Raw genomic sequence first — 24,111 nt, forward strand, 5'->3', positions numbered from 1 at the left:
TCATTTAGACATTTTGTGCAAGAGATAAGAAAGCCCGTGTAATCGTTGTTTTTGTAAGACGACCAACAATCGTTAAACCACCCTCTTGCGGTTCAACTACTGGTAGTGAATCAACCTCACGTTCAATAAGTTTGTTCGCTGCAACAATTAAAGAATCTGATCTTTCACAGTACGAAATATTTGGCATACGCGTCATAATAATATGTACTGGAATTTTATTTAAATCCTGCGTGCCAATACTTGTACGCAGTAAATCTTTGCGAGATAGTACGCCTGTCAAAAACTCATTCTTATCTACGACAAAGAGTGTACCAACATCTTCTGAAAACATAAAGCAAATTGCATCATAAACCGTCATTGTTTCAGGGACAACTACTGGCCCTGAATGAAAATCCTTCACTTTTAAATTGTGAATACTATCTATTAATGTAACAGATGCCTTCTTACCTGAATAAAAATAACCAACCCTTGGTCTTGCATCCAGAAATCCTGCCATTGTTAGGATTGCTAAATCCGGTCTTAGAGTTGCTCTTGTCAGATTGAGACGTTCGGCAATATGTTCCCCCGTAATAGGGCCATTTTCTTTCACAATTTGTAATATGTCTTCCTGACGTTTATTGAGTTCGATTGGACTCACCGCCTCAAATCTAATAGTGTTATACTTATGCTCAATTATTATATACTATTTTAATAATTATTGCGAATTAAAGAACTACATGCTACAATATTGACACATACGCTTGCTCTATCTGTATTTTCGAGCAAATTGCGTTATACAGGCGATGATGGGAAAAAAGTATCTGTTCCATTCTATAGCGAGTAGAAGATGGTGAAAGTCTACACAGCAACAGAGAAAAGGCACTCCCTGAGCTAACTTTTTGAAAAGAGGTTTTAAACTACTCGTTTAAAACAATCAGGGTGGAACCGCGGGTATTAGCACTCGTCCCTGGGCATACAATGTGCCCGGAGACGGGTGCTATTTTCATTTAGTTGCAACTGAATGAAAAAACTATGGCGTTTTTACCGCTAAAACAACGTATTAAAAATTTAAAGGAGGCTATTTTATGGCTAACAAATCAATGGAAACCATCGTATCTTTAGCGAAGCATCGAGGCTTTGTCTTCCCTGGTTCTGAAATCTACGGAGGTTTAGCAAACACGTGGGATTATGGTCCACTAGGTGTCGAATTAAAAAATAATATTAAAAAAGCATGGTGGCAAAAGTTTGTTCAGGAATCTGAATACAATGTAGGTATTGATGCTGCTATTTTGATGAATCCAAAAGCTTGGGTTGCTTCTGGTCACGTAGGAAACTTCAATGACCCAATGATCGACTGTAAATCATGTAAGGCCCGCCACCGTGCAGATAAAATTATCGAAGACGCTGCATTAGCGAAAGGCGATGAAATCATTGTTGATGGTATGACATTCGACCAAATGAAAGAAACAATGATTAAATATGACGTAGTATGTCCTGATTGCGGAAAGGCTGATTTCACAGATATTCGCCAATTCAACCTCATGTTTAAAACATTCCAAGGTGTAACGGAATCCTCTACAAATGAAATTTATTTACGCCCAGAAACGGCACAAGGTATTTTCGTGAACTTTAAAAACGTTCAACGTTCTATGCGTAAACGTACACCATTTGGTATCGCACAAATCGGTAAATCTTTCCGTAACGAAATTACACCGGGTAACTTCACATTCCGTACACGTGAATTCGAACAAATGGAGCTTGAATTCTTCTGTAAACCTGGTGAAGACCTTGAATGGCATGCATATTGGAAAGAATTCTGTAAAAATTGGTTACTAAACCTAGGCATGAAAGAAGATTCGATGCGCCTTCGTGACCATGAGGCTGATGAGCTATCTCACTACTCTAACGCTACAACAGATATCGAATTCAAATTCCCATTTGGCTGGGGAGAGCTTTGGGGTGTAGCAGATCGTACAGATTACGACTTAAAACAACATATGGAGCACTCTGGTGAAGATTTCACTTACATTGATCCTGTATCAAACGAACGTTATGTTCCTTATTGTATTGAACCATCATTAGGCGCTGATCGTGTAACATTAGCTTTCCTGTGTGATGCCTATGATGAAGAGGAACTAGAAGGTGATGATAAACGTACGGTTTTACGTTTCCACCCTGCTCTAGCTCCATTTAAAGCTGCCGTGCTACCACTTTCTAAAAAATTATCTGATGAAGCTACAGATGTTTGGGCTGAACTACGTAAAGCCTTCCCTGTTGATTTTGATGAATCACAATCAATTGGTAAACGTTACCGTCGTCAAGATGAAATTGGTACACCATTCTGTATCACATATGATTTTGATTCAAAAGAGGATGGCCAAGTAACAGTACGTCATCGTGACTCTATGACACAAGTTCGTATGCCTATTGCTGAAGTAAAAGCATATATTGAAAAACACCTACAATTCTAATCACTTAAAAAAGAGGGGGTAGCCAGCAGGCAACTCCCTCTTTCTTATGCTTTAAATGTTGAAAATAAACGCTCTTGCATTTTTTCCTCGAATGAAAACTTTTTCATGCTCAAACCTATTAAGCTTACTAATAGCTCCTCAATATCCGCTAGTGAGTAATAAAGGAATGTACCTTCTCGCATTGGACGAACCCGTTTGTCAAAAGTTAGTTCATCTTCAATAAAGTAAGCGACATTAACATCACAATGTTCCATCAATTGTGTAATACGTTGATCATCACCTGGGTTTATAAAGAATGGCACAATTTTATCAATATACAAAATACTTTGAACAAGCTTAATGAAGAAATTTTCACGCAACGATGTCTCCACAACTAATATGGTCGTTTGCTCATGTTGATAATCCATATATAAAACGTTTAATTGCTCCTCTAGGAGCGTTTTTAAAATACCAATAGAATTGCGATACTTTGTCATATCCGTTTGGATTTCCCTTGTTAGTAAACGTAAAATACGAAAGGCTGGCAGAAAAATTTTTAAGACAATTTCTTTAGGATGTAAATGGTCAATTAATTTATTAAAATGAATTCTCAGATTATTTTCGTCACAGCGGATTAATTGCTCTACAAATAAGTTGAAAATCTCTTCAAAGCTATTAGCTCGATAGTCGATCATTTTCATAATTCTCACACTATAGTTCAAAGGAAGATTCATTGATTTTTGCTCATCTAACAACCTTACTTTTGGTAATGTAGGAAATAAATCATAAACAAGTTCTACTTGTGCACTACGATTATCGGATAACATAACAACAGAGTTTACTGGGTAAATCCCTAAACACTCTACAAATTTATGCATAAAGCTCTCATTATATAAATGTCGATCTCTGTATAAGACAGCTAAAGCATCTGTAGCACCATAGCCAACATGATAGACTCTCTTGGATGTCATCGCTGAATATACATCAACAATTTGTAATAATTGTACACCCTCACTCATATCATCCGCACAAAGTTGATTTGGATAGCCCTTTCCCGCAAAGCGTTCATGATGATCTCGTGCCAAATAGGCAATGTCTTCCTCGTTATGTTCCATGAGTAGCTCGTAGCCTTTTGTTGTGTGCGTCTTTACAATATCGAACTCATCTTCAGAGAGTTTACGTTTCAGATTTAATATTTCTTGGGGTATAAAAACCTTCCCGATATCATGGAACAGGTAGCCCCTAGCTAATGTTTCAATATCTGTTAAACCTAGGTATCTAGCAAAAATTGTACCTAATACAAACACATCAAATGAATGGACAAATGAATACTCGTCCCATTCCTTTAAACGCATAAGTAGCTCATAGCGATGTTTTTTTTCCAAAATCTTTTCAAAAACACCTCTTACATAAGCCGTATCCTGTATGCTTTTAAGAATTTGTCCATAGCGTAATTCGTGCACGACATTCTCCAACGTTGTCATAAAAAGCTGACTAACTGTCTCTTTATAATCATCCACAGGATCTCTTTTTTCAATTAATGGGGCAAATAGATCTTCATATTCTCTTGTTCGTTGAGCACTTAAATCATGGACAACTCGAACTGAATCAGATGGCAAATAGACAGATAATTCATCTACTTTACGAAGTTTAAGTAAGGCAATAATTCGCTCCGTTAAAACTAAATCCTTTTTAGCCAATAAACGATACTCTGAAAAAATATCTTCTGCTAATATATCATTTGCTTCAACTTCATGAATACTTAAGGTTACTTTTCGTAGCATATATTTTGCCACATACGCAATGTACTAAGCACTATGTGACTCCCTCCTTCTTCCATAGGACTGCGCTATTCTGATAAACGTATAACAATACGTTTTGCTGATAGAGGCTTTTATATTTCATAGGCATGTCTAAAGTGATCTAGCGTACATCAGTTTCGATGGAGATTAAACGACTTAATTATATTTAAAAAATATAATTACCATTATCTATACCATTTACAATATCATAGGTTAAAATGCCTTTTCAACTAGTATATGGGTCTCGAATGAACAGTTTCTACCACTTATATAATGAAAACTAAACAAAAATACAAATCTTTTTACCTATTAAAATACTTATAAATATATAAATAAATAAAAATATAGATAAATAAGACTTCATATTATTCATTTAAAGACGGAAAAATAACAAATAAAATTAAATTTACGCAATAATTTTATTTTGTAAAAATTGAAATTTATTCATTAAAAAGAAAGGTAATCTAGTTGCATCCTCCTATAAAATCAAAGGTATTTCTTTTTATTTAAAAGATAAAATGAAGCGAGTTCTGTGCTATGCAAGTTAATTAGTTTTAGCTCCCCCTTTTTACATAAGGTATAATCGATTACCGAACAGTCATGATATGGATGAAATTCCCTCTATGCGTTGTTCCATCTTTTTGGTATAAATAAGTTATTATAGTTAGTATTAGCTGTTAAATAATGAATAATTGACAGGCTAAAGACACATCACCTTTTAACATTCATTCGTCCGGAAGTTTGAACTGATACATAGGAAGGTCTGACCAGAAATATATATACTATAAAATTTTCTATTGTACTTTTTGGAGGAATTTAATTGCAGTCTCAACGTTTATTTCAACTAGCTATGGCTTCTGCTTTAGCAACAAGTGCGATTATTATCGCACCACCCGCACACGCAGCATCATTTTTTCCTGATATCAACCCAACCAATGAAGAAGGTAAGGCTATTATTCAATTAGCAGAGCGTGGCATTATTTCAGGCTATATGGATGGGACATTTAAACCCGCTAATCCTATTACACGTACACAGGCTGCGAAGATTTTAGCAGGTATTTTAAAGTTAGATACAGTTCACGTAAAAAATCCCCAATTCAAAGACATCAAACCTGGCGATGAAAACTACGGAGCCATTGCAGCATTAGCAAATGCTGGCATTATTAATGGTGCAAATGGTTATTTCTACCCTACTCAAAATATAACTCGCGAGCAAATGTCTAAAATGATTGCGAAAGGCTTTGCATTAACAAGTACGAGTAACACGCAATTACCATTTACAGACGTTAAAAAGGGGAATGAATTTGAGCCTCATATTAAAGCATTGTTTGCAAATGGGATTACCAAAGGAACATCTGCAACGACTTTCGGCCCAAAAAGCAATGTAAAGCGCTCTCAGCTGGCTGCTTTTGTTGTACGAGCTGAAAAGTTGCTAGGCAATGCAACCGTCTATGCAAGTCAATTTAAACAGGACTATATTTTTGCTTCTTATGGTGGTCTTGAGCCAGCAGAGGATATTTTCACATGGAATGAAGAGGAAGATATGACAGAGTCTATCACGATTACCCCTATAAAAGAAGGTACGGGTAAATTAGTGATTACTGGATTGACTGATGATTCAGAGGACTTTATTGACATTTTTTATTTAGTACATGTCAAAAATGTAAATGGTAAGCTGAAGGTAACACTTGAAGAAGTAAAAGAAGATGATTATATCGAAAATTTACCACTCGATTTGTCTGAGAGCAAATTACCATTCATACCAACAGAGGTGACGGTTCAAAACGCGAATGGACAGCCACTCGCTTCAAATTTCTATAACTTTAATCAACAAGATCAAACACTGTCCATCTCGCAAAATGGACAATACATTGTTACATTTTCAGATGGGACGCAACAACAAAAGATGGCCGCAGATGTGTATTCCTATGATTTTGTTCGCAGCATTGATTTATATCATTTGACAGATGAATTAATACTGACAGCGCAAGAATTACCTTTTGAACCAACACATGTAGCACTCGAAAGCTTTGGTTTTGAGCCAGTGCCTGTAAAAGCGACAATTCTTGACGGGCAACTACATATTACGCCAAAAGCTGAAGGTCTAGCGATTCTCCATTTAACAGGTAAAGACAATGAAACAGCATACCTTTATATTGAAAGTAAAAAAATTGCTGGACAGTGGGCCTTTTTAGTGACAGAGGATGAGGATGAATTTTAAATAACGTGAAATGCCAGATGAACATTATGATTCATCTGGCATTTTGTCTTTCGAGCGTATTTGCAGTTCAGGGGTACGTTCTAGTTGCTCTATAAATTTTCTCGTCTTAAACCGAATACCGGTTTGTTCTTCATAGATGGTTGTTATAATTTTTTTAATGAAATATTTTGTTTCTTTTTTTAGTTCTATTTTCCCGATTTGGTCGATAGGAACAGTGTAGAACATCCTGATAAGTTTCAGCTGAGTTGGCGTTAAGCGAATGATATAGGGGTCATGCTGATAACAGCGATGGCATAAGAATCCTCCTTGAGCAAAGGAAAAAGCGAATTCCCCATCTACTGCGCCACACGCAGCACAGGCATGTAAAATAGGTTGTACGCCTGTATAGGGCAACATTTTCCATTCAACAAATAACGTAATAGCTTCAGGATCATAGCCATCCTCAATTGCTTGTAGTGCATGTAGTAAAACATCGAACGCAAATGGCTCTGGCTTTCCTTCTTCCACAACTCGCTCCACTAATTCCATAATATAGCTAGCATAAGCAGTAGCCATAATATCCTCACGAATATGGCGCATTGAATTTAAATGTTCTCCCTGTTGCAAAGTTCCCATGCCTGTATGATGTTGTACCATAAACATCCCATAGGTAAAGGGTTGCGTGATGGAAGCCAATCTACTAGAAGGTTTTTTTGCCCCTCTAGCCATCGTAGCCACTTTACCAGCTTCCCGAGTTAGCAAAATAACAATCTTATTAGATTCCCCATAAGCGCGAACCTTTAATACAATCCCCTCCCATTTATGAAGCATAATCCCCCTCCTTTCTTAAAAGAACTATCCATGCAAAGAGAGCTGCCCAAAATAATTTTGGACAGCTCAAAAATAAAAATGATCAAATACTTCTAGATCCTTTTGTGCCTACAAGAAGAAGTTAACCTAAAACCGTCACGTCAAAATTTGGCGTCTATTCCTGATTCAACGGGCAATGTTCGCCAACGTTACAATTCATTGGCTAAGCCAGTAAAAACTTAATATTCATCATCACGGAATCCAAAATCGCGTAAATGTGTAGCTTTATTACGCCAATCTTTTTGCACCTTTACCCATAGCTCTAAATAAACTTTAGACCCTAGAAGCATTTCGATATCCTTTCGCGCACGTGTCCCTACTTCTTTTAGCAAGGCTCCACGTTTTCCAATAACTATCCCTTTTTGAGAATCACGCTCCACAATAATTGTAGCCGCTACATGAATTTTATCCTCATTTTCTTCATCACGACGAATTTTATCAATTACCACCGCGATAGAATGGGGAATTTCTTCACGCGTTAAATGTAGGACTTTTTCACGAATAAGTTCAGATATAATAAATCGTTCAGGATGATCTGTCACTTGATCAGCTGGGTAATACTGAGGTCCTTCTGGTAAATACTTCGCCAATGTCACTAATAAATTTTCAACATTATTGCCTTGTAGCGCAGAAATCGGTACAATCTCCGCAAAGTCATAGCGCTCTTTATAGCTCTCAATAATTCCCATTAGTTCATCTGGATGAATGGCATCAATTTTATTGATGACCAAAAAGACAGGTGTTGGGTTTCCTGCTAGCATTTCTAGAATAAATTCATCACCTTTACCGAGTTTTTGCTCAGCATTAACCATAAACATAATAACGTCTACTTCACGCAATGTGTTTTTAGAAACCTTCAGCATGAAATCGCCTAGTTTATGTTTTGGCTTGTGAATACCTGGTGTATCAATAAAAATCATTTGGCTATCATCTGTTGTTAGTACGCCTTGTACTTTATTTCGTGTTGTTTGTGGCTTATCACTCATGATCGCAATTTTTTGGCCAATGACACGATTTAAAAATGTCGATTTGCCAACATTTGGACGACCAATGATGGAGATAAAGCCTGATTTATAGCCATTTTTAGTTTCCTGCATTCTCTAAATCCTCCGTCGTAAATGCAAACGGTAGTAATTCGCCCACTGACGTTACCGTCACATCACCTTTTAAGTTCGTTAAATAAACAGGCATAGTTGGAGCACAAAACTCCATCATGACCTGGCGACATGCTCCACATGGGGCGCATGGTCCGTCCGTATCAGCTACAATGGCAATGGCCTCGAATTCGTAAATCCCCTCCGATACTGCCTTAAAAAACGCTGTACGTTCAGCACAATTTGTCATACTATAGCCTGCATTTTCAATATTACAACCGTGAATAACCTCTCCATCTTTTGTTAGTAGAGCTGCCCCTACTTTAAATTTTGAATAAGGAACATAGGCTTTTTCACGTGCCTTTTTTGATTCTTCTAATAATGCATGCATATCCATTGTCATCTATACTAATTCTCCCTCACATTTATGGTTTATTTTCAATTAGAAGACACTCATTTCCATTAAAACCATTTTGGCAGAAAGATGAGTAATCCGATTATAGCACTGAATAGCGCAAATACAAGCACTGCACCTGCTGCAATATCTTTTGCTTGCTTAGCAAGCGGATGTATCTCAGGGGAAGCTAAATCGACTACCCGTTCGATAGCTGTATTCATCATTTCCAGCGCAAACATTAGTGCTATTAATAGTAGCACAATATACCACTCCATACGAGATAAACCTGTCAAATAACTAGCCAGTATAACAATGATTGCACTTACTATATGTGATTTCAAATTTTGTTCTTTACTTGCAGTTATGATGCCTTCAAAAGCATAGCCAAAAGATCGCAAGTATTTTCGCAAATTCATCTAATCTCGACCTAAGCCAAAAGTTTGGAGAATCTCATCTTGCTTTGCAAACATCACTTTCTCTTCTTCTGGCTCCATATGGTCATAACCAAGTAAATGTAAAAAACCATGTACAGCTAAAAAGCCTAATTCTCGCTCAAAGGAATGATTATATTCCTCTGCCTGCTCTTTTGCACGATCAGTCGAAATAATGATATCACCTAATACACGTGGCATACCTTCAAAAGTAACTTCCATTTCCCCTTCACCTAGCTCCTCTAGTGCAAAGGAAATAACATCTGTGGGCTGATCTTTGCCACGATATTCACGATTAATATCTTGAATTGCCTTGTTCGTTACAAACGTCACCGAAACCTCTGTTTCTGGCTCAATATTTTCTACACTTGCAGCATGCTGTAATAGCTTTTCAACAAGTTCGATATGTTGTGCTCCCACTTCATTTGTTTCATCCGTAAAATCAATTGTTAAAATCATAGATCCTCCTACTTATCTGCCTTTGGATATTCAATACGTGAATGGAATATCCCATTCAACGTTTCACAAAGTACTCTCTCTATACATTTTAACTCTTTTATTGAAATATCGCATTCATCAAACTGATTATCTTGGACGCGATCATCGATAATCGCTCGTACTAGCTTCTGAATTTTCTCTGCATTTGGCTCTTTCATAGAACGTACTGCTGCCTCGACACTATCCGCAACACTTATAACAGCTGCTTCTTTTGTTTGTGGTTTGGGCCCTGGGTATCGGAACTTTGCCTCATCAATATTTTTTCCTTCTTCCTTTGCTTTAAACAAGAAGAATTTTAACAAACTTGTGCCATGATGTTGTAAAGCGATATCAATAATTTCTTGGGGCATTTTATAACGTTTTAACATATTGGCACCATCTGTCGTATGGGCGATAATAATCTCTGCACTTGTTTCAGGTGGTAACGAATCATGCGGATTGATGCCCGACATCTGATTTTCGATGAAAAAGGAAGGTCGTTTGGTTTTACCAATATCATGATAATAACAACCTACACGCGCTAATAAACCGTCAGCACCAATCTCTTCACACGCAGCTTCCGCTAAGTTCGCTACCATCACACTATGATGATATGTCCCTGGAGTTTCCATTAATAATTTTTTTAATAATGGATGGTTGGGATTGGATAGCTCAATTAAGCGTAAAGACGAAAGCAAGCTAAACGCCGATTCAAAGAATGGTAAAAGTCCCATCGTTAATGCCCCTGAAAGCAAGGCTGATAACATCGCCGCTATTAAGTAAAATGCTAATTCTGGTAAGCCATAGGATGATTGTGTCATTAACAAATAAAACGCAATAAATGCCATGTTTACAAGGGAAATCACACCAACCGCATGTAAAATATGTGAGCGTTTTTCCACACTACGCAAAAAGAATAGGCTTGCAAACCCTCCGAATATGATATACAGCGTAATTTCCATTTGCATAACTGAGGAATAGCCTTCTTGAAAAATTACCCCTGCTGAAGCAGCCGTCATAACTGTAATTAATACGGCTGCTCGCTCATCTGCTAGCAATCGTACAAGCATCGTCGCTAGTGCTGTCGGAAATAAAAAGGCAATCGTCACATCAAAGCCACTAGAAACTAAGCTAATAAATTTCATTAGCAAAATAGACAAGCTATAAACAATCACTGTCACTAACAGTGCATTACGTTTTTTTCGTTCGTTCGTCTCCCAACGCTCAAATAAAATATACATAAACATCATTTGTAGTAGCGTTAAAATAATAAGCCCTGCTATCGGCTTAAAGGAGGCTTTATTACTAACCATCCCTAATAGCTCTAATTGTCTAAAAGCCTCATTGTCAATAATTTGGCCTTCTTGAACAATAATCTGACCTTGTAAAATTCGTGTCGGCTCTACACTTTCTTTGGCCTGCTGTTTTCGAATCTTTGTTTGTTCTTCGTTAATTGTTTCATTTTCAATAATGCTTGTACGTCCTATTAACACGACTGTATTGAATATTTTATCAGGATATCCTCTTTGTCCACGAATCTTTGTTTCAAAATCATTTTGTGCAACAAAGACGTTCTCTGGTCGGATGGATTTTTGTAAATATTCCTCTACAAATTTAGATAATTGCGTACTTGTTCTAGTTAAATCATCTTCACTTTGTACTAATAGACCTTCCAGCTGAGAATCTGTAAAAATTAACGGCATCTGGTCTTCGTCAATGGATTCAAATTTTTTTCGAAGCTGTGTAACCTGGTCTGCAATAGGAATAGGTTCCTTACTATTTGCAACATCTTTTTTCACTTCCAAAACATAATCAAATAATGATGTTACAATCGCTGCTCTTTGCTTGGCGACATCCTCCGAAAATTGATAGACTGAATCCACTGCATTGGCAGCTTTTTCTCGCTCTAGCTGTGTTTTATAAGTGTCTTCAATCGTTTTAGTAGATCGTACGGTTTCAGGCGCAAGCTGTAATGGTTTGAAATCATATGTAACCCCTTTAACATCGCCATACATGAACCCAAATTGTAGGCCACCTGTTAAAATGAGAATGATGATAAGAAAGTAGCGAAAACCGATAAGCTCTGTAAATTTTCGAAGTTGTTTCTCCATCTGGCACCTCCTCTATCTACCTACTATCATACCAATTCAGCATACATTTTTCTCGAAAAATGTATAAGAAAGCAAAAAACAGCTATGCATCTTCGCATAGCTGTCACATTTTTTTCCATATTTTGATTAAATTCGTGGTTTAGGTTTTAACTATACGGATGTTTTAAACCTCGTTGCCCCTGTCGCTTCGCTTTCGGGCAGACTTTAAAACCTGTTACCCCTGTCGCTTCGCTTTCGGGGCAGACTTTAAACCTCGTTGCCCCTGTCGCTTCGCTTTCGGGGCAGACTTTAAACCTCGTTGCCCCTGTCGCTTCGCTTTCGGGGCAGACTTTAGAATTGCTACGCAATTCTAAAGTTGCTGTTCTTCGTAGGCTTGAATGATTTTGGCTACGATTGGGTGACGTACGACATCGCCTTGTTCTAGTACTTGGAAATGAATAGATTTAACATACTTTAATGTACGTTCTGCTACAATCAAGCCAGATTCTGTATTTTTGGGTAAGTCGATTTGTGTTTTATCACCTGTGATGACCATTTTAGAGCCGAAGCCTAGACGAGTTAGGAACATTTTCATTTGTTGATGTGTTGTATTTTGTGCTTCATCTAAAATAACAAAGGCATCATCTAATGTACGGCCACGCATATAGGCTAAAGGGGCGATTTCAATTGTTCCGCGTTCAATTAGCCGCTGTGTTTGTTCCGAGCCGTAGATGTCGTTTAAAGCGTCGTAGAGAGGTCGTAAATATGGATCGACCTTTTCCTTTAAATCCCCTGGAAGAAAGCCTAGAGATTCTCCAGCTTCAACAGCAGGACGAGTTAAAATAATTCTCTTAACATGGCCGTTTTTAAGTGCCTGTGTTGCCATGACTACCGCTAAATACGTTTTCCCAGTACCGGCTGGACCAATACCGAAAACAACGTCTTTATGACGGATTGCTTGTATGTATTCTCGTTGACCAATTGTTTTTGCACGAATTGACTTACCTTTCGTCGTGCGTGCTATTTCTTCATCATATAGTTCTGCAAAATACTCGATTGTTCCTTTTTGTGTCATTTCAATAGCTGTTGTGACATCACGTTGATCAATATTAATTCCTTTGCGAATGACCTTCAATAAAGCATGCAGAAGAAATGTTGCCTGTTCCTTAGCATTTTCTTCACCCGCAAGTTGAATTTGTTCACCACGCGTAATGATATGAACATTAAGTGCTTCTTCAACTAATTTCATATTTGCATCGGAAATACCTAGTAGCATAACCGCTTCATTTGGATTATCCACCTGTAATACAGTTAACTGTTCTGACATAATCATTCTCCTTGTAGGCCTTGTATTGGACTTGCAATGTTTTCATTGACTAAAAATAGAACTTTCCCTTCAACTGTACCATTCCCCCACTTTGCCTGTAAAAGGTTTTCTTTCTTGATGATTGTTTTTGCAGGTAACGAGCGTAATACTTTTTCATGCAATAAAGGAATCAGCAATGACTCAATTTTCGATTCATCCAACTCCACTTGCATGGTTTTCGTCTGCTGCTCCTCTACAATCGAAACATAGGGGGATAGCCAATTCGGTAAATCCTTCTTTTGTACATAATCCACCTTTTCCTGATGTATACCCTTTATCAACACTCGCCACTGCTTTTGCTGCAAGGTTTCCACGGTAATTTTTGTTGGAATTTTAAATGAACATTCAAGCCAATAATCTGCATAAACCTCTCCCTTCGCCCCTACAAAAACTTGATCTGTACCACTTTCTAATACCCCACTTACGAGGACGTCACCCTCGTAGGCTGTATCATTTACTGAAATTTTTCGCTCGCCATGCTGTATATTAAAATGTGTAATGACACCACTTTTCGTTGCTACTATATGGGAGGCTAATTTATCAGTTGTTTGCTCTGTTTGTTTAGGTGATTCTTGTGGTCTCAAAATTACTCGTCCGCCATGTTTATCAATATGAACCCATGATAGCTCTCGGTGTTGCTCTAACAGCTTTTGTCGTATAACCGTATTGGAAGGTAACCTTTTTTGAGATAAAGGGGTTTCTAATTGAAAGGTTTCATGAAAGGTCTTACCTAAACGCTGCTCTAGTTCTGGTGTTGCGGCTTCTATGTCCACTCGCCATATGACTTGTGCACAAAGAATTGGAATAGCAATCATAAAGGCTAAGCCCAATAAAGTCCAAATTTGCGCTCGAAAAACTTGAAGCTCATCTGCATAAAATACAGCCATTTTTAAGCGAAAACGTCTTCGTACACGGCGAATTTTTGGTAGATAATGCATCGTCGTTTCAAAGGAAACTTCCTGCTCACGAAAGACAACACGCTTTAATGGGACATGTTGAGCGTGCAATGCTTGAATAAAAGGATGAACATTTTCATGGCGCTTTATACGTATAATAATTGGCCGATTATTCCACATTTTTGCTCACACCCATATTCTTTGTCATTTTCATATGAAGCTCCTGTAGATTGTCAACAGTGAGATGTAGCATTTCTTCTTTGAGCGCATTGATTGTCACTGAATCCGCATTAACAGTAATATGATAATCTGCATAGACAAACGAACAGGTCGTCGCATCTGCATGAATAAAACGGTAGGGTCCAATAATTTTTAATGATTCGTATTCTAACAACTCAAGTAGTGGCGTTAATTGAAATAGTTTTTTCATAAAAAAATGCCTCCTTCTTCGGCAATATATGCATCGAAAAAGGAGGACATGCTAGTTATTTTCTTTTTGATTTCGGTGGACCTAATATTTCAGCCATCACGATTGCTTGCATAAGATCATTTTTAGATTGAGGTAGTTGTAAAGTCGAATTTGTGCCAACTGATTGCACTTCCTTTTTTCCAGCAGCTAATCGTCCTCGACCTTCTCGATTAGAAGAACGGCTAGGGATATCTGCGGGAATGACAGTTGGGGCAACATAGCTTGGCATTTCTTTTTTCACTTGTGCTTCAACAAACTTTTTAGGTTCCTCGACTTTCTCATTTTCTGGAATCCAATCTCCTATAAATTCTCGTGCAAAATCTTCAAAACTCTGTGCTTTCCCAGTCCGATGTGGCGCTTTCTCCGTAACTGGAGGCTCTACCACGGTATCTTTATTAAAAGGAGGCATCTGCTTCTGAGGCTTTTTATTTTTTGATTTTCCGAAAATAGAGCTGACTATGGCAATTATGGCAAAGAGTATTAATTGTTCCATATTATTAGTTCTGCTCCTTTCCGTTATTAAGCATTAGGTTCATTTGTTTCAGGTTTATCTGTGCTCACTTTTGAAATCGAATCGCGCATCGCTGTATCCGCTTGGATATTACGATAGTTCATATAATCCATAATACCAAGATTACCGGAACGTAAGGCTTCAGCCATCGCTTGTGGTACTTCTGCCTCTGCTTCTACTACTTTCGCCTTCATCTCTTGAACACGTGCAATCATTTCTTGCTCATTTGCAACAGCCATAGCACGACGTTCCTCGGCTTTTGCTTGTGCAATGTTTTTATCTGCTTGTGCTTGTTCAATCTGTAATTCTGCACCGATATTTTTACCGATATCTACATCGGCAATATCAATGGACAAGATTTCAAAGGCTGTTCCTGAATCTAACCCTTTAGATAATACTGTTTGCGAAATCATATCTGGATTTTCTAAAACTTCTGTATGATGTGTCGCTGAACCGATAGTTGAAACAATCCCCTCACCAACACGAGCAATAACTGTTTCTTCACCAGCACCACCGACTAAACGCTCGATGTTGGCACGCACGGTAATACGAGCCTTTGCTTTTACTTCAATCCCGTTCATTGCTACACCTGAAATGAACGGTGTTTCAATAACTTTTGGATTAACAGACATTTGAACAGCTTCTAATACATCACGCCCAGCTAAATCAATTGCTGCACAACGTTCAAATGACAGCTCTATATTGGCACGGTGAGCCGCAATTAAGGCATTCACTACACGGTCAACATTACCACCTGCTAAATAGTGACTCTCTAACTGATTAATCGTTACAGGTAAACCAGCTTTATGTGCTTTAATCAACGGATTAACAATTCGAGACGGGATAACACGACGTAAGCGCATCCCAATTAATGTGAAAATACTCACACGTACACCTGCTGCTAATGCAGAAATCCACAATGCTACGGGTACAAAGGTAAAGAATACCGCAAGCACAATGAATAAAATAACTAGTCCAGCAATAGGACCAATCAAAGCTAAATCAAAACCCATTTTCTATTCCTCCATCTCTTTATCTGTTTGTCTCACAACAATGCGTGAGCCTTCAACTTTAATAATTTCTACATGTTGATTAACATCGATATAGCCACCTTCTGATACAATATCAATGCGTTCACTACCAAGTACCATTGTTCCAGATGGACGAAGTGGCGTAAGCGTTTTCCCAATTTTTCCTAACAGTTCTGTGCGATTCACATTGGATACATACCCTTCTTCTGTCGTGGTTGCATCCATTAACACAAGCCTGTTTAAGACATGCAGTTTTTTTCCGAAAAATTTCATCAGAATCACCATTCCTATCATCGCTATCACAAGCGCAATGAGAATTGCTACTATCATTTGCATCATATTTGCACCTGCCAGTATCAGACTTAGTACTATTAAGACACCACCTAAAATACCAATAATTCCACCGGGGACAAAAAACTCTGCAATTAAAAGGGCTAAGCCAACAATAAATAACAATAATGTTTCATATCCCGCAAAGCCGGCCACCATATGTCCAAAGAAAAATAAACCAAGTGCTGATAAGCCCATTATACCTGGAACACCAAATCCTGGCGAATAAAGCTCCATCACAAGTCCTAAGCTAGCGATAGACAATAGAATAGGTACAATGATGGGATTTGTAATAAAACGAGCTAACTTTTCAGAAAAGGTTGGTTCAATGGGAACAACATCACTACCATTCAAGTTGGTTACTTCTAAAAGCTCCTGAAAATCTTTAACCGTCCCTTCAGAATATTTAACCTTTGCTGCCTCTGAGGCTGATAGGGTTAACAAATTCTTTCCGCCAGCACGGTATTCTGGTAGTTCATAGTTGGTATCTGCCATTGCTAATGCATATTTAGGGTCGCGCCCTGACGTTTCTGCTGCTGCTTTCATTTGAGCAAGCCAAGCGCTATTGGCCTTTAGGTCGGCTGCATTACCTGCTGAATCGATAACTGCTGCTGCACCAATTGTTCCATTTGGAACCATGTAGATCTTATCCGCATGTAAGGCTAAAAACGCTCCTGCTGAGTGCGCATCCTTATTAATATAAGCAATCGTTTTTATTTGCGTTGCATCCATAAGCATGGCGATATCGCTTGCTGCATTCACAAAACCGCCAGGCGTATGTATTTCTAAGATAATTGCCTCTGCATTGTTTTCTTCAGCCTCTTTAAAAGCTCGTTCTAAAAATGCATGAAGTCCTCGCTCTACTTCATTACGAATCGGAACATGATAAACCTTATTACTGGCAAAAGCCGAAGTTAATGGAAACGCTAACAAAAAAGTCATCCATATCACTAGTAAATAGCTGAGGATTCTCCGTTTTCGCATCTTTTCCCCTCCCTTCTAACATGCCTCTCCTCTGTATATACGGTCAATCATGCGAAAAGTTTCACAAATCTTAAAAATTTATTCACTTATTTATCACTAGATCTAATCCCAATTATCAACACTTAGTATGTGAAAAAAAGCCGAATGAAATCATTTTGATTCATTCGGCTTTTTCATATGTACGTAAAGTTGAGCAATGTAAAATACCTGAAATTAATCAAAAATGTGATTAATTTCAGGTATAACTTTGTCTGCTCAGTGAATCATACAATTGCGTGTTATGAACGTAGGGATTTTTAATGGGAAATTAAATTACCACTTACGTTTACGTGCAGCTTCTGATTTCTTTTTACGTTTTACGCTAGGTTTTTCGTAGAACTCGCGCTTTCTAACTTCTTGAATTGTACCACTTTTTGATACAGTACGTTTGAAGCGGCGAAGAGCATCTTCAAGCGATTCGTTTTTGCGAACGACAGTTTTTGACATCTCTCTTTCCCTCCCTCCGAACACACGTCAATACACAATTAGGCAAATCACCTTCTGTTGTGTACTAAAAAATTATATCGTATTGTCTAATAATGGTCAATAGAAAGTATGCGAAATTATCAAGTGAATTTTTGGTTTTATTTTTGCTCGAATTATTCATACACAATTCGCCCACAATAAAAATAATTACATTTTCTTAACAATTAAGGGGTTTACAAAAAATAGAATAAGGGCGTAGAATAAATCACATTCAATTTCATATCGGCCAAATCTCAACTATTTGAGAACGGAGGAACCAATCTTTTGGGGTTAATTCTGCTTTAGCAGAAGGGATGAGAAAGCTCTTTCGCCATCCTACCCGTCAGCTAACTTCGTCGGCTAAAGCGAAGGAGGTCGTTATTGACCACCATTATTAGCATGCTTTCTACCCTTTTCATGCTCTAATCGTAGGTCTTTTTATTATGCCATCTAACAAACAGTTGTTTACTATTCAGAATTGAGGAAAAATTAAATGAACAATTTTAAAAGAGCATTAAATCCTCCCAAAGTTCTTGTATTGGGCTTTGCCCTCATCATTGCCATAGGTACGTTTCTTTTAACAATGCCATTTTCTACTGAGGATGGGAAGGGTTTGCCCTTTTTAGATGCTTTATTCACTGCTACATCAGCTACTTGTGTCACAGGTTTAATTGTAGTCGATACAGGTGATACCTTCTCTACTTTTGGCGAAGTGGTTCTTTTATTCTTAATCCAAATTGGCGGTTTAGGATTTATGACATTTGCCACATTATTATTTTTACTGCTTGGAAAGAAAATTTCATTAAAAGAAAGACTGTTGCTAAAAGAAGCATTTAATAATATCTCCATTGCTGGTCTTGTTCGATTAGTGAAAAGAATATTACTCTTTACAGCATGTATTGAAATAATCGGTGGTCTTATTCTATCCATTCGTTTTTCTTTTGATATGCCTATTGGAAAGGCCCTTTATTTTGGATTTTTTCATGCCATATCCAACTTCAACAACGCTGGCTTCGATTTAATGGGTGGCTTTAACGGAATGACTGCCTATGTTGATGATCCCTTTGTTGTTTTCACCATCTGTGCTCTTATTACAATCGGCGGATTAGGCTTTATTGTGATGAATGAATTATATGAATATCGTGTGACTAAAAGGCTTTCTGTCCATTCAAAAATAGTCTTAGTAACGACACTTTTGCTCACTGTTAGTGGAACCATTTTGATATTTTTGTTTGAGTATGGCAACCAAAAGACACTGGGACCATTATCCGAATGGGGTAAAGTGTTAGGTTCCCTTTACCAAGCGGTTACACCACGAACTGCTGGCTCCAATACACTGGCTATTGGGGACTTAACGCATTCTACATTATTTTTAATGATTCTTTTCATGTTTATTGGGGCAGGCTCTGGGTCGACTGCTGGAGGTATTAAAATCACAACCTTTGCTGTTTTAGTAGCTACTATGTGGTCACAAATTCGAGGAAAAGAAGATGTCGTTCTCTTTAAACGTAGAATTGTTACTGAAACTATCTTAAAGGCTTTGACGGTTACAATGTGTGGAGGATTAATTGTTATAGTCGTGACGATTCTTCTCAGTATCACGGAACAGCATCATAGCTTTATGATGTACTTATTTGAGGCTACCTCTGCGTTTGGTACTGTTGGTCTTTCGATGGGCCTAACTCCAGAGCTAACACCTGCTGGTCGTCTTCTTCTGATTATTACAATGTTCGCAGGAAGAGTAGGACCACTAACCATTGCTTTTGCCATTGCAAAACGAAGAAAAAAAGAGAGTTTCCGCCACCCAAAAGGAAATATTATGATTGGATAACCAAATGAGAGGAAGACAGAACGCTATGACCATTAAACAATACGCTGTGATTGGCTTAGGTAGATTCGGAACAAGCGTCGCTCGCAGATTGCATGAAGCTGGACAGGAAATATTAGGAATTGATATAAATGAAGAAAGAGTAGAGGATGCCGAACCCTATGTGACTCACGCTGTGGTAGCAGATACAACAGAAGAAAAAGCCTTAAAATCGATTGGTATTGGTAACTTCGATTGTGTTATCGTGGCGATCGGTAATGATATGCAATCTAGTATTTTAACCGTCTCTTTATTAAAAGAGCTAGGGATCAAAAAAGTGATTGCAAAGGCACTTGGTAAAAGACATGGGCAAGTGTTAGATAAAGTAGGAGCTGATTGGATTATTTACCCAGAAAGAGATATGGGTGAACGTGTGGCTAATCAACTCCTATCCCCAAATATGTTGAATTATATCGAATTATCAAAGGAATACAGCATTGAAGAAATTATGATTCCTTCCAAAATGGCTGGACAAAACCTTCGTGATTTAGACTTGCGCGCAAAATATAACGTCAGTGTAATTGCAATTGTGCGCGAGGGAGAAATTATTATCTCCCCTTCTCCTGAGCAAATTATTGAAAAGGAAGATTTATTAGTAATGATTGGTCATCGAAAAGATCTTAGCTTATTCTCAAATATTCAGTAACCACAAAAAGGCTGTTTCAAGCTCAACTTGATACAGCCTTTTTGTCTTAGAAAACTTTCTTTTGATCTCTATCATCTTTTAAAATTTCAACAGCCTCTCTGAAGCGTTGGGAATGAACAATTTCCCGTTCACGTAAAAACTTCAAACTATCATTTAAATCCGTGTCATCTGATAAGTCAATAATCCATTGATATGTGGCACGTGCCTTTTCTTCAGCTGCAATATCCTCATACAAGTCCGCGATAGGGTCGCCCTTTGCTTGAATATAGGTTGCTGTGAATGGTACACCTGAGGCATTTTGATAAAATAGAGCCCGATCGTGATTTACATAATGATCACCCAAACCAGCTTCTTTCAGCATTTCTGGTGTTGCATCTTTTGTTAGCTTATAAATCATCGTGGCAATCATTTCTAAATGTGAAAATTCCTCTGTTGCTATATCGGTCAATAACCCTACTACTTTGTCAGGAATCGTATAGCGCTGATTCATGTAGCGTAGAGCTGCTGCCAGTTCCCCATCCGCTCCTCCATATTGTTCAATTAAAAACTTTGCAAGCATTGGGTTACATGTACTAACTTTTACCGGATACTGGAGTTTCTTTTCATAATACCACAAAGATTTTTCCTCCTAGTCTTTTGTTTAGACTTGCCATGGCCATGGTGTATCAATCCAGTTAAAAGGATAATTCGAATAGCTTCTCCCAAAATTCATGAGTGGTCCATACTTTTGCTCAAAATCAATTTTAAGTTTCATACTTTTCTCTGTATTTTCATTAAATTGCTGAATAGCGTCATAATCGTGCGGATGAGTGTCTAAATAGAGGTTTAATTCAACAATGACGAAATCAATTGCTTGTATTTCTTCTAATTGCTTATAAAATTCGGGCGGCATCTTTTTAGTCATGCTTCCTCCCTCCTTTTAGGGGAAATGGATATGGGCTAAACAACTGTGGCCATAGTGTACCCGCCATTAGCGCTTCTCTTGCGGTTGGAAATTGTGGAAGTCCAGGTGGTTGAAAACCCATATATAATTGTGGGGGTGTTGCATAATATTTAACTTCTATAGGCTTACAAGGATCAAAGGGGCTAATATAGGGCCTCCAAGACTTATACTGTGTAAACATGACATCCTCCTTTCTGTATTTACATTCATCAGTGGAGTATATGTGCATAGAAAATTATTATGCTGATTAAACACAAAGAAGCCATAAGCTCATGTCAATGTACACATGAGCTTATGGCGCTATAAAAAGATAATATTAATAGTTGGAGTCGGCAATTAAACCATTCATAATAGCTACACCAGAGCTAGCCCCAATACGAGTCGCACCTGCTTCTACCATTTTTTTCATGTCCTCTAAGCTACGAACACCACCTGATGCTTTTACACCAAGTTCTGGACCTACAGTTTTACGCATCAGCGCGATATCCTCTGCTGTTGCTCCACCAGTAGAAAAACCTGTAGATGTTTTCACATAGTCAGCACCCGCTGCTACAGCTAACTCACATGCTTTCACTTTTTCTTCGTCTGTTAGTAAGCATGATTCAATAATGACTTTTACAAGTGCGCTATCTTTAGCTGCTTCTACCACAGCTGCGATATCTGCCTGTACAAGCTCATAGTTTTTATCTTTCAACGCACCGATATTAATAACCATATCTACTTCTTTTGCACCGTTAGCAATGGCGTCTTTTGCTTCAAATGCTTTGACTGCTGGCGTATTGGCACCAAGTGGGAAGCCGATAACCGTACAAACTAACACGTCTGTACCCTGTAATAATTCACTACTACGTTTTACCCAAGTTGGATTTACACAAACAGAAGCAAAGTTAAATTGTTTAGCTTCTGCACATAATTTTTCAATTTGTTCTTTTGTTGCCTCAGCCTTTAATAATGTATGATCAATCATACGTGCAAAATTTTTTTCCATTGTTGAACGCTCCTTCATTAAACAAGATGTACGTACCTCTTCGAATCATATCATTTTTTCGCGATGGCGTCTAATTTCTTTCTATATAATGAACACCCAAATATAAACATTACAGAACGAGTCATGTTTATCTGAAGTCCTCAAAAGATTGTATAGAAAGTGATAACTTAATTATTTCACAAAAAAATCTTATATGTACTGATTTTATAAGGATTATGTTATCATAAATCACGTATCTAAAATATGTACAACGAAAAACTTATTAAATGTTTGGAAACACAAGGTAATGTGAATTGAAAGGATGATATATATCATGAGTAACGAGCGATCAAAAATCGTGAGTTTTCATACTCTAGGTTGTAAAGTAAATCATTACGAAACAGAAGCAATTTGGCAGCTGTTTAAAGAAGAAGGCTATGATCGAACAGAATTTGATCAACAAGCAGATGTTTACGTCATTAATACATGCACAGTTACGAATACTGGAGATAAAAAATCACGTCAGGTTATTCGTCGAGCAATTCGCCAAAATCCGGATGCAGTTATTTGTGTAACAGGATGCTATGCACAAACATCCCCTGCAGAAATTATGGCAATCCCTGGTGTTGATATTGTTGTTGGAACACAAGATCGTACGAAATTACTTGGTTATATTGAACAATATCGTGCGGAACGACAACCGATTAATGCTGTACGTAATATTATGAAAAACCGAGTATACGAAGAATTAGATGTACCAGCATTTACAGACCGTACACGTGCTTCGTTAAAAATCCAAGAAGGCTGTAACAATTTCTGTACATTTTGTATTATTCCATGGGCACGTGGTTTAATGCGTTCTCGTGACCCACAAGAAGTATTACATCAAGCACAGCAATTAGTAGATGCTGGTTATCTTGAAATTGTCTTAACTGGTATTCATACAGGTGGCTATGGTCAGGATTTAAAAGATTATAATCTTGCTCAATTACTACGTGATTTAGAGGCCAATGTAACAGGCTTAAAGCGTCTTCGTATTTCATCCATTGAGGCTAGTCAATTAACAGATGAAGTAATTGAAGTACTACGTGAATCAAAGATTGTCGTGAATCATTTACACATCCCTATTCAATCTGGTTCTGATACGGTATTAAAACGTATGCGTCGTAAATATACAATGGAGTTCTTCGGTGAACGTTTAACAAAATTACATGAGGCTTTACCTGATTTAGCTGTTACTTCTGATGTAATCGTTGGTTTTCCAGGTGAGACAGAGGAAGAGTTTATGGACACATATAACTTTATTCGCGATCATAAATTTTCTGAGCTACACGTTTTCCCATTCTCTCCTCGTACAGGAACCCCTGCTGCACGTATGGAAGATCAAATTGATGAAGACATTAAAAATGAGCGTGTGCATCGACTCATCTCTTTAAACGATCAGCTAGCAAAAGAGTATGCTTCTCGTTTTGAAGATCAAGTGCTAGAAGTTATCCCTGAAGAATTTGTGCATGATGACAGTGAAGAAGAAGGCCTTCTAACAGGCTATACAGACAATTACTTAAAAGTAGTTTTTGAGGGTCCAGAAAGTCTAATCGGACAACTTGTAAAAGTAAAAATTACACAAGCAGGCTACCCTCACTCAAAAGGACAATTTGTACGCGTTTTAGAAACAGTGAAATAAATAGTGAAAAAAGGGTTGCCCATTATATATGGCAACCCTTTTTCCTTTTAATGAAGCTAATCATTCACTTGTATTTGATTTTTCATAATATTGATAAATGCTTTTAAAGATTGACAGCTCCTA

General features: G+C 37.7%; 24 protein-coding genes and 1 riboswitch. Of the genes, 5 read left to right on the top strand and 19 right to left on the bottom strand.

The annotated features are described in order from the left end of the window. Positions 1–4 precede the first annotated feature (4 nt). On the bottom strand, positions 5–637 hold the full coding sequence (gene ccpN / locus NY607_RS05785; RefSeq protein ID WP_004227151.1) for a transcriptional regulator CcpN: 633 nt from the start codon (positions 635–637) through the stop codon (positions 5–7). A 427-nt stretch (positions 638–1,064) separates the two neighbouring features. Here ccpN and NY607_RS05790 point away from each other — a divergent pair, with 427 nt between their 5' ends. Continuing rightward, positions 1,065–2,450, top strand: a complete 1,386-nt coding sequence (locus tag NY607_RS05790) for a glycine--tRNA ligase (RefSeq protein WP_259419306.1) — start codon at positions 1,065–1,067, stop codon at positions 2,448–2,450. A gap of 44 nt (positions 2,451–2,494) precedes the next feature. Here NY607_RS05790 and NY607_RS05795 read toward each other — a convergent pair whose 3' ends face one another. Beyond that, positions 2,495–4,213 carry an HD-GYP domain-containing protein gene (locus NY607_RS05795; protein ID WP_259419307.1) on the bottom strand — a complete coding sequence of 573 codons (1,719 nt, stop codon included), beginning with the start codon at positions 4,211–4,213 and terminating at the stop codon, positions 2,495–2,497. Between the two features lie 838 nt (positions 4,214–5,051). On the opposite strand from NY607_RS05795, the gene NY607_RS05800 reads away from it, so the two are divergent. After that, positions 5,052–6,452 carry an S-layer homology domain-containing protein gene (locus NY607_RS05800; RefSeq protein WP_259419308.1) on the top strand — a complete coding sequence of 467 codons (1,401 nt, stop codon included), beginning with the start codon at positions 5,052–5,054 and terminating at the stop codon, positions 6,450–6,452. Between the two features lie 24 nt (positions 6,453–6,476). Here NY607_RS05800 and recO read toward each other — a convergent pair whose 3' ends face one another. The 13 genes from recO to rpsU all read right to left on the bottom strand — a co-directional run bounded on the left by recO (position 6,477) and on the right by rpsU (position 17,863). Beyond that, positions 6,477–7,262 (bottom strand): DNA repair protein RecO, encoded by a 786-nt coding sequence (gene recO, locus NY607_RS05805; RefSeq protein ID WP_048392194.1) that lies wholly within the window; start codon positions 7,260–7,262, stop codon positions 6,477–6,479. Between the two features lie 218 nt (positions 7,263–7,480). Then, positions 7,481–8,398 (bottom strand): GTPase Era, encoded by a 918-nt coding sequence (era, locus tag NY607_RS05810; protein ID WP_004227129.1) that lies wholly within the window; start codon positions 8,396–8,398, stop codon positions 7,481–7,483. After that, positions 8,385–8,798 (bottom strand): cytidine deaminase, encoded by a 414-nt coding sequence (locus tag NY607_RS05815; RefSeq protein ID WP_081011012.1) that lies wholly within the window; start codon positions 8,796–8,798, stop codon positions 8,385–8,387. Before NY607_RS05815 ends, era begins: the two co-directional genes overlap by 14 nt. Before the next feature lie 59 nt (positions 8,799–8,857). Beyond that, positions 8,858–9,208 carry a diacylglycerol kinase family protein gene (locus NY607_RS05820; protein ID WP_048392193.1) on the bottom strand — a complete coding sequence of 117 codons (351 nt, stop codon included), beginning with the start codon at positions 9,206–9,208 and terminating at the stop codon, positions 8,858–8,860. Beyond that, complete coding sequence (ybeY, locus tag NY607_RS05825) at positions 9,209–9,682, bottom strand: rRNA maturation RNase YbeY (protein WP_048392192.1); 474 nt, start codon at positions 9,680–9,682, stop codon at positions 9,209–9,211. Between the two features lie 8 nt (positions 9,683–9,690). After that, positions 9,691–11,811, bottom strand: a complete 2,121-nt coding sequence (locus NY607_RS05830) for an HD family phosphohydrolase (protein WP_259419309.1) — start codon at positions 11,809–11,811, stop codon at positions 9,691–9,693. Between the two features lie 349 nt (positions 11,812–12,160). Further along, positions 12,161–13,117 (bottom strand): PhoH family protein, encoded by a 957-nt coding sequence (locus tag NY607_RS05835; protein ID WP_016994096.1) that lies wholly within the window; start codon positions 13,115–13,117, stop codon positions 12,161–12,163. 2 nt (positions 13,118–13,119) lie between these two features. After that, positions 13,120–14,232: a sporulation protein YqfD gene (locus NY607_RS05840; protein WP_259419310.1), complete on the bottom strand. Its 1,113-nt coding sequence runs from the start codon at positions 14,230–14,232 to the stop codon at positions 13,120–13,122. Further along, the gene (locus NY607_RS05845; RefSeq protein ID WP_048392190.1) at positions 14,222–14,482 is read right to left on the bottom strand and encodes a hypothetical protein; all 261 of its coding nucleotides are present in this window, start codon (positions 14,480–14,482) and stop codon (positions 14,222–14,224) included. Before NY607_RS05845 ends, NY607_RS05840 begins: the two co-directional genes overlap by 11 nt. A gap of 55 nt (positions 14,483–14,537) precedes the next feature. Continuing rightward, positions 14,538–15,014, bottom strand: coding sequence for a hypothetical protein (locus NY607_RS05850; protein WP_131520554.1), 477 nt, complete (start codon positions 15,012–15,014; stop codon positions 14,538–14,540). Positions 15,015–15,040: 26 nt separating this feature from the next. After that, positions 15,041–16,045 carry a flotillin-like protein FloA gene (floA, locus tag NY607_RS05855; RefSeq protein WP_004227087.1) on the bottom strand — a complete coding sequence of 335 codons (1,005 nt, stop codon included), beginning with the start codon at positions 16,043–16,045 and terminating at the stop codon, positions 15,041–15,043. Between the two features lie 3 nt (positions 16,046–16,048). After that, entirely contained in the window at positions 16,049–17,377 is a 1,329-nt protein-coding gene (locus tag NY607_RS05860; protein ID WP_131520553.1) for an NfeD family protein, read from the bottom strand. 312 nt (positions 17,378–17,689) lie between these two features. Continuing rightward, positions 17,690–17,863 carry a 30S ribosomal protein S21 gene (gene rpsU, locus NY607_RS05865; protein WP_004227078.1) on the bottom strand — a complete coding sequence of 58 codons (174 nt, stop codon included), beginning with the start codon at positions 17,861–17,863 and terminating at the stop codon, positions 17,690–17,692. Between the two features lie 253 nt (positions 17,864–18,116). After that, positions 18,117–18,258: riboswitch (cyclic di-AMP (ydaO/yuaA leader) on the top strand. Positions 18,259–18,374: 116 nt separating this feature from the next. On the opposite strand from rpsU, the gene NY607_RS05870 reads away from it, so the two are divergent. Both NY607_RS05870 and NY607_RS05875 read left to right on the top strand, forming a co-directional pair. Further along, complete coding sequence (locus NY607_RS05870) at positions 18,375–19,712, top strand: TrkH family potassium uptake protein (protein WP_259419311.1); 1,338 nt, start codon at positions 18,375–18,377, stop codon at positions 19,710–19,712. Positions 19,713–19,737: 25 nt separating this feature from the next. Then, positions 19,738–20,394: a potassium channel family protein gene (locus tag NY607_RS05875; protein ID WP_004227067.1), complete on the top strand. Its 657-nt coding sequence runs from the start codon at positions 19,738–19,740 to the stop codon at positions 20,392–20,394. Positions 20,395–20,440: 46 nt separating this feature from the next. Here the strand turns inward: NY607_RS05875 and NY607_RS05880 are convergent, their stop codons facing one another. The 4 genes from NY607_RS05880 to deoC form a co-directional block, all read right to left on the bottom strand. Beyond that, positions 20,441–21,010, bottom strand: coding sequence for a manganese catalase family protein (locus NY607_RS05880; RefSeq protein WP_004227065.1), 570 nt, complete (start codon positions 21,008–21,010; stop codon positions 20,441–20,443). A 24-nt stretch (positions 21,011–21,034) separates the two neighbouring features. Further along, a complete protein-coding gene (locus tag NY607_RS05885) occupies positions 21,035–21,298 on the bottom strand; it encodes a spore coat protein CotJB (protein ID WP_016994107.1) in 264 nt (87 codons plus the stop codon). Next, entirely contained in the window at positions 21,291–21,518 is a 228-nt protein-coding gene (locus tag NY607_RS05890; protein WP_004227061.1) for a spore coat associated protein CotJA, read from the bottom strand. The genes NY607_RS05885 and NY607_RS05890 overlap by 8 nt, the downstream gene beginning before the upstream one ends. Positions 21,519–21,653: 135 nt before the next feature. Continuing rightward, entirely contained in the window at positions 21,654–22,325 is a 672-nt protein-coding gene (gene deoC, locus NY607_RS05895; RefSeq protein WP_237898270.1) for a deoxyribose-phosphate aldolase, read from the bottom strand. 313 nt (positions 22,326–22,638) lie between these two features. On the opposite strand from deoC, the gene mtaB reads away from it, so the two are divergent. Beyond that, entirely contained in the window at positions 22,639–23,988 is a 1,350-nt protein-coding gene (gene mtaB / locus NY607_RS05900) for a tRNA (N(6)-L-threonylcarbamoyladenosine(37)-C(2))-methylthiotransferase MtaB (protein ID WP_048392185.1), read from the top strand. Positions 23,989–24,111: the final 123 nt, after the last annotated feature.

This window comes from Lysinibacillus sp. A4 (assembly GCF_024919535.1).
GTDB classification, from domain to species: Bacteria; Bacillota; Bacilli; order Bacillales_A; family Planococcaceae; genus Lysinibacillus; species Lysinibacillus capsici.

Coding starts and splice junctions, on each gene's coding strand:
- NY607_RS05875 (WP_004227067.1), top strand. CDS start 19,738: ATGACCATTAAACAATACGCTGTGATTGGCTTAGGTAGATTCGGAACA.
- NY607_RS05860 (WP_131520553.1), bottom strand. CDS start 17,377: ATGCGAAAACGGAGAATCCTCAGCTATTTACTAGTGATATGGATGACT.
- NY607_RS05835 (WP_016994096.1), bottom strand. CDS start 13,117: ATGTCAGAACAGTTAACTGTATTACAGGTGGATAATCCAAATGAAGCG.
- NY607_RS05870 (WP_259419311.1), top strand. CDS start 18,375: ATGAACAATTTTAAAAGAGCATTAAATCCTCCCAAAGTTCTTGTATTG.
- NY607_RS05820 (WP_048392193.1), bottom strand. CDS start 9,208: ATGAATTTGCGAAAATACTTGCGATCTTTTGGCTATGCTTTTGAAGGC.
- NY607_RS05815 (WP_081011012.1), bottom strand. CDS start 8,798: ATGACAATGGATATGCATGCATTATTAGAAGAATCAAAAAAGGCACGT.
- NY607_RS05795 (WP_259419307.1), bottom strand. CDS start 4,213: ATGCTACGAAAAGTAACCTTAAGTATTCATGAAGTTGAAGCAAATGAT.
- era (WP_004227129.1), bottom strand. CDS start 8,398: ATGCAGGAAACTAAAAATGGCTATAAATCAGGCTTTATCTCCATCATT.
- NY607_RS05890 (WP_004227061.1), bottom strand. CDS start 21,518: ATGTTTACACAGTATAAGTCTTGGAGGCCCTATATTAGCCCCTTTGAT.
- recO (WP_048392194.1), bottom strand. CDS start 7,262: ATGCTTCATAAATGGGAGGGGATTGTATTAAAGGTTCGCGCTTATGGG.
- NY607_RS05850 (WP_131520554.1), bottom strand. CDS start 15,014: ATGGAACAATTAATACTCTTTGCCATAATTGCCATAGTCAGCTCTATT.
- NY607_RS05885 (WP_016994107.1), bottom strand. CDS start 21,298: ATGACTAAAAAGATGCCGCCCGAATTTTATAAGCAATTAGAAGAAATA.
- rpsU (WP_004227078.1), bottom strand. CDS start 17,863: ATGTCAAAAACTGTCGTTCGCAAAAACGAATCGCTTGAAGATGCTCTT.
- deoC (WP_237898270.1), bottom strand. CDS start 22,325: ATGGAAAAAAATTTTGCACGTATGATTGATCATACATTATTAAAGGCT.
- mtaB (WP_048392185.1), top strand. CDS start 22,639: ATGAGTAACGAGCGATCAAAAATCGTGAGTTTTCATACTCTAGGTTGT.
- NY607_RS05790 (WP_259419306.1), top strand. CDS start 1,065: ATGGCTAACAAATCAATGGAAACCATCGTATCTTTAGCGAAGCATCGA.
- floA (WP_004227087.1), bottom strand. CDS start 16,045: ATGGGTTTTGATTTAGCTTTGATTGGTCCTATTGCTGGACTAGTTATT.
- ybeY (WP_048392192.1), bottom strand. CDS start 9,682: ATGATTTTAACAATTGATTTTACGGATGAAACAAATGAAGTGGGAGCA.
- NY607_RS05840 (WP_259419310.1), bottom strand. CDS start 14,232: ATGTGGAATAATCGGCCAATTATTATACGTATAAAGCGCCATGAAAAT.
- NY607_RS05845 (WP_048392190.1), bottom strand. CDS start 14,482: ATGAAAAAACTATTTCAATTAACGCCACTACTTGAGTTGTTAGAATAC.
- NY607_RS05830 (WP_259419309.1), bottom strand. CDS start 11,811: ATGGAGAAACAACTTCGAAAATTTACAGAGCTTATCGGTTTTCGCTAC.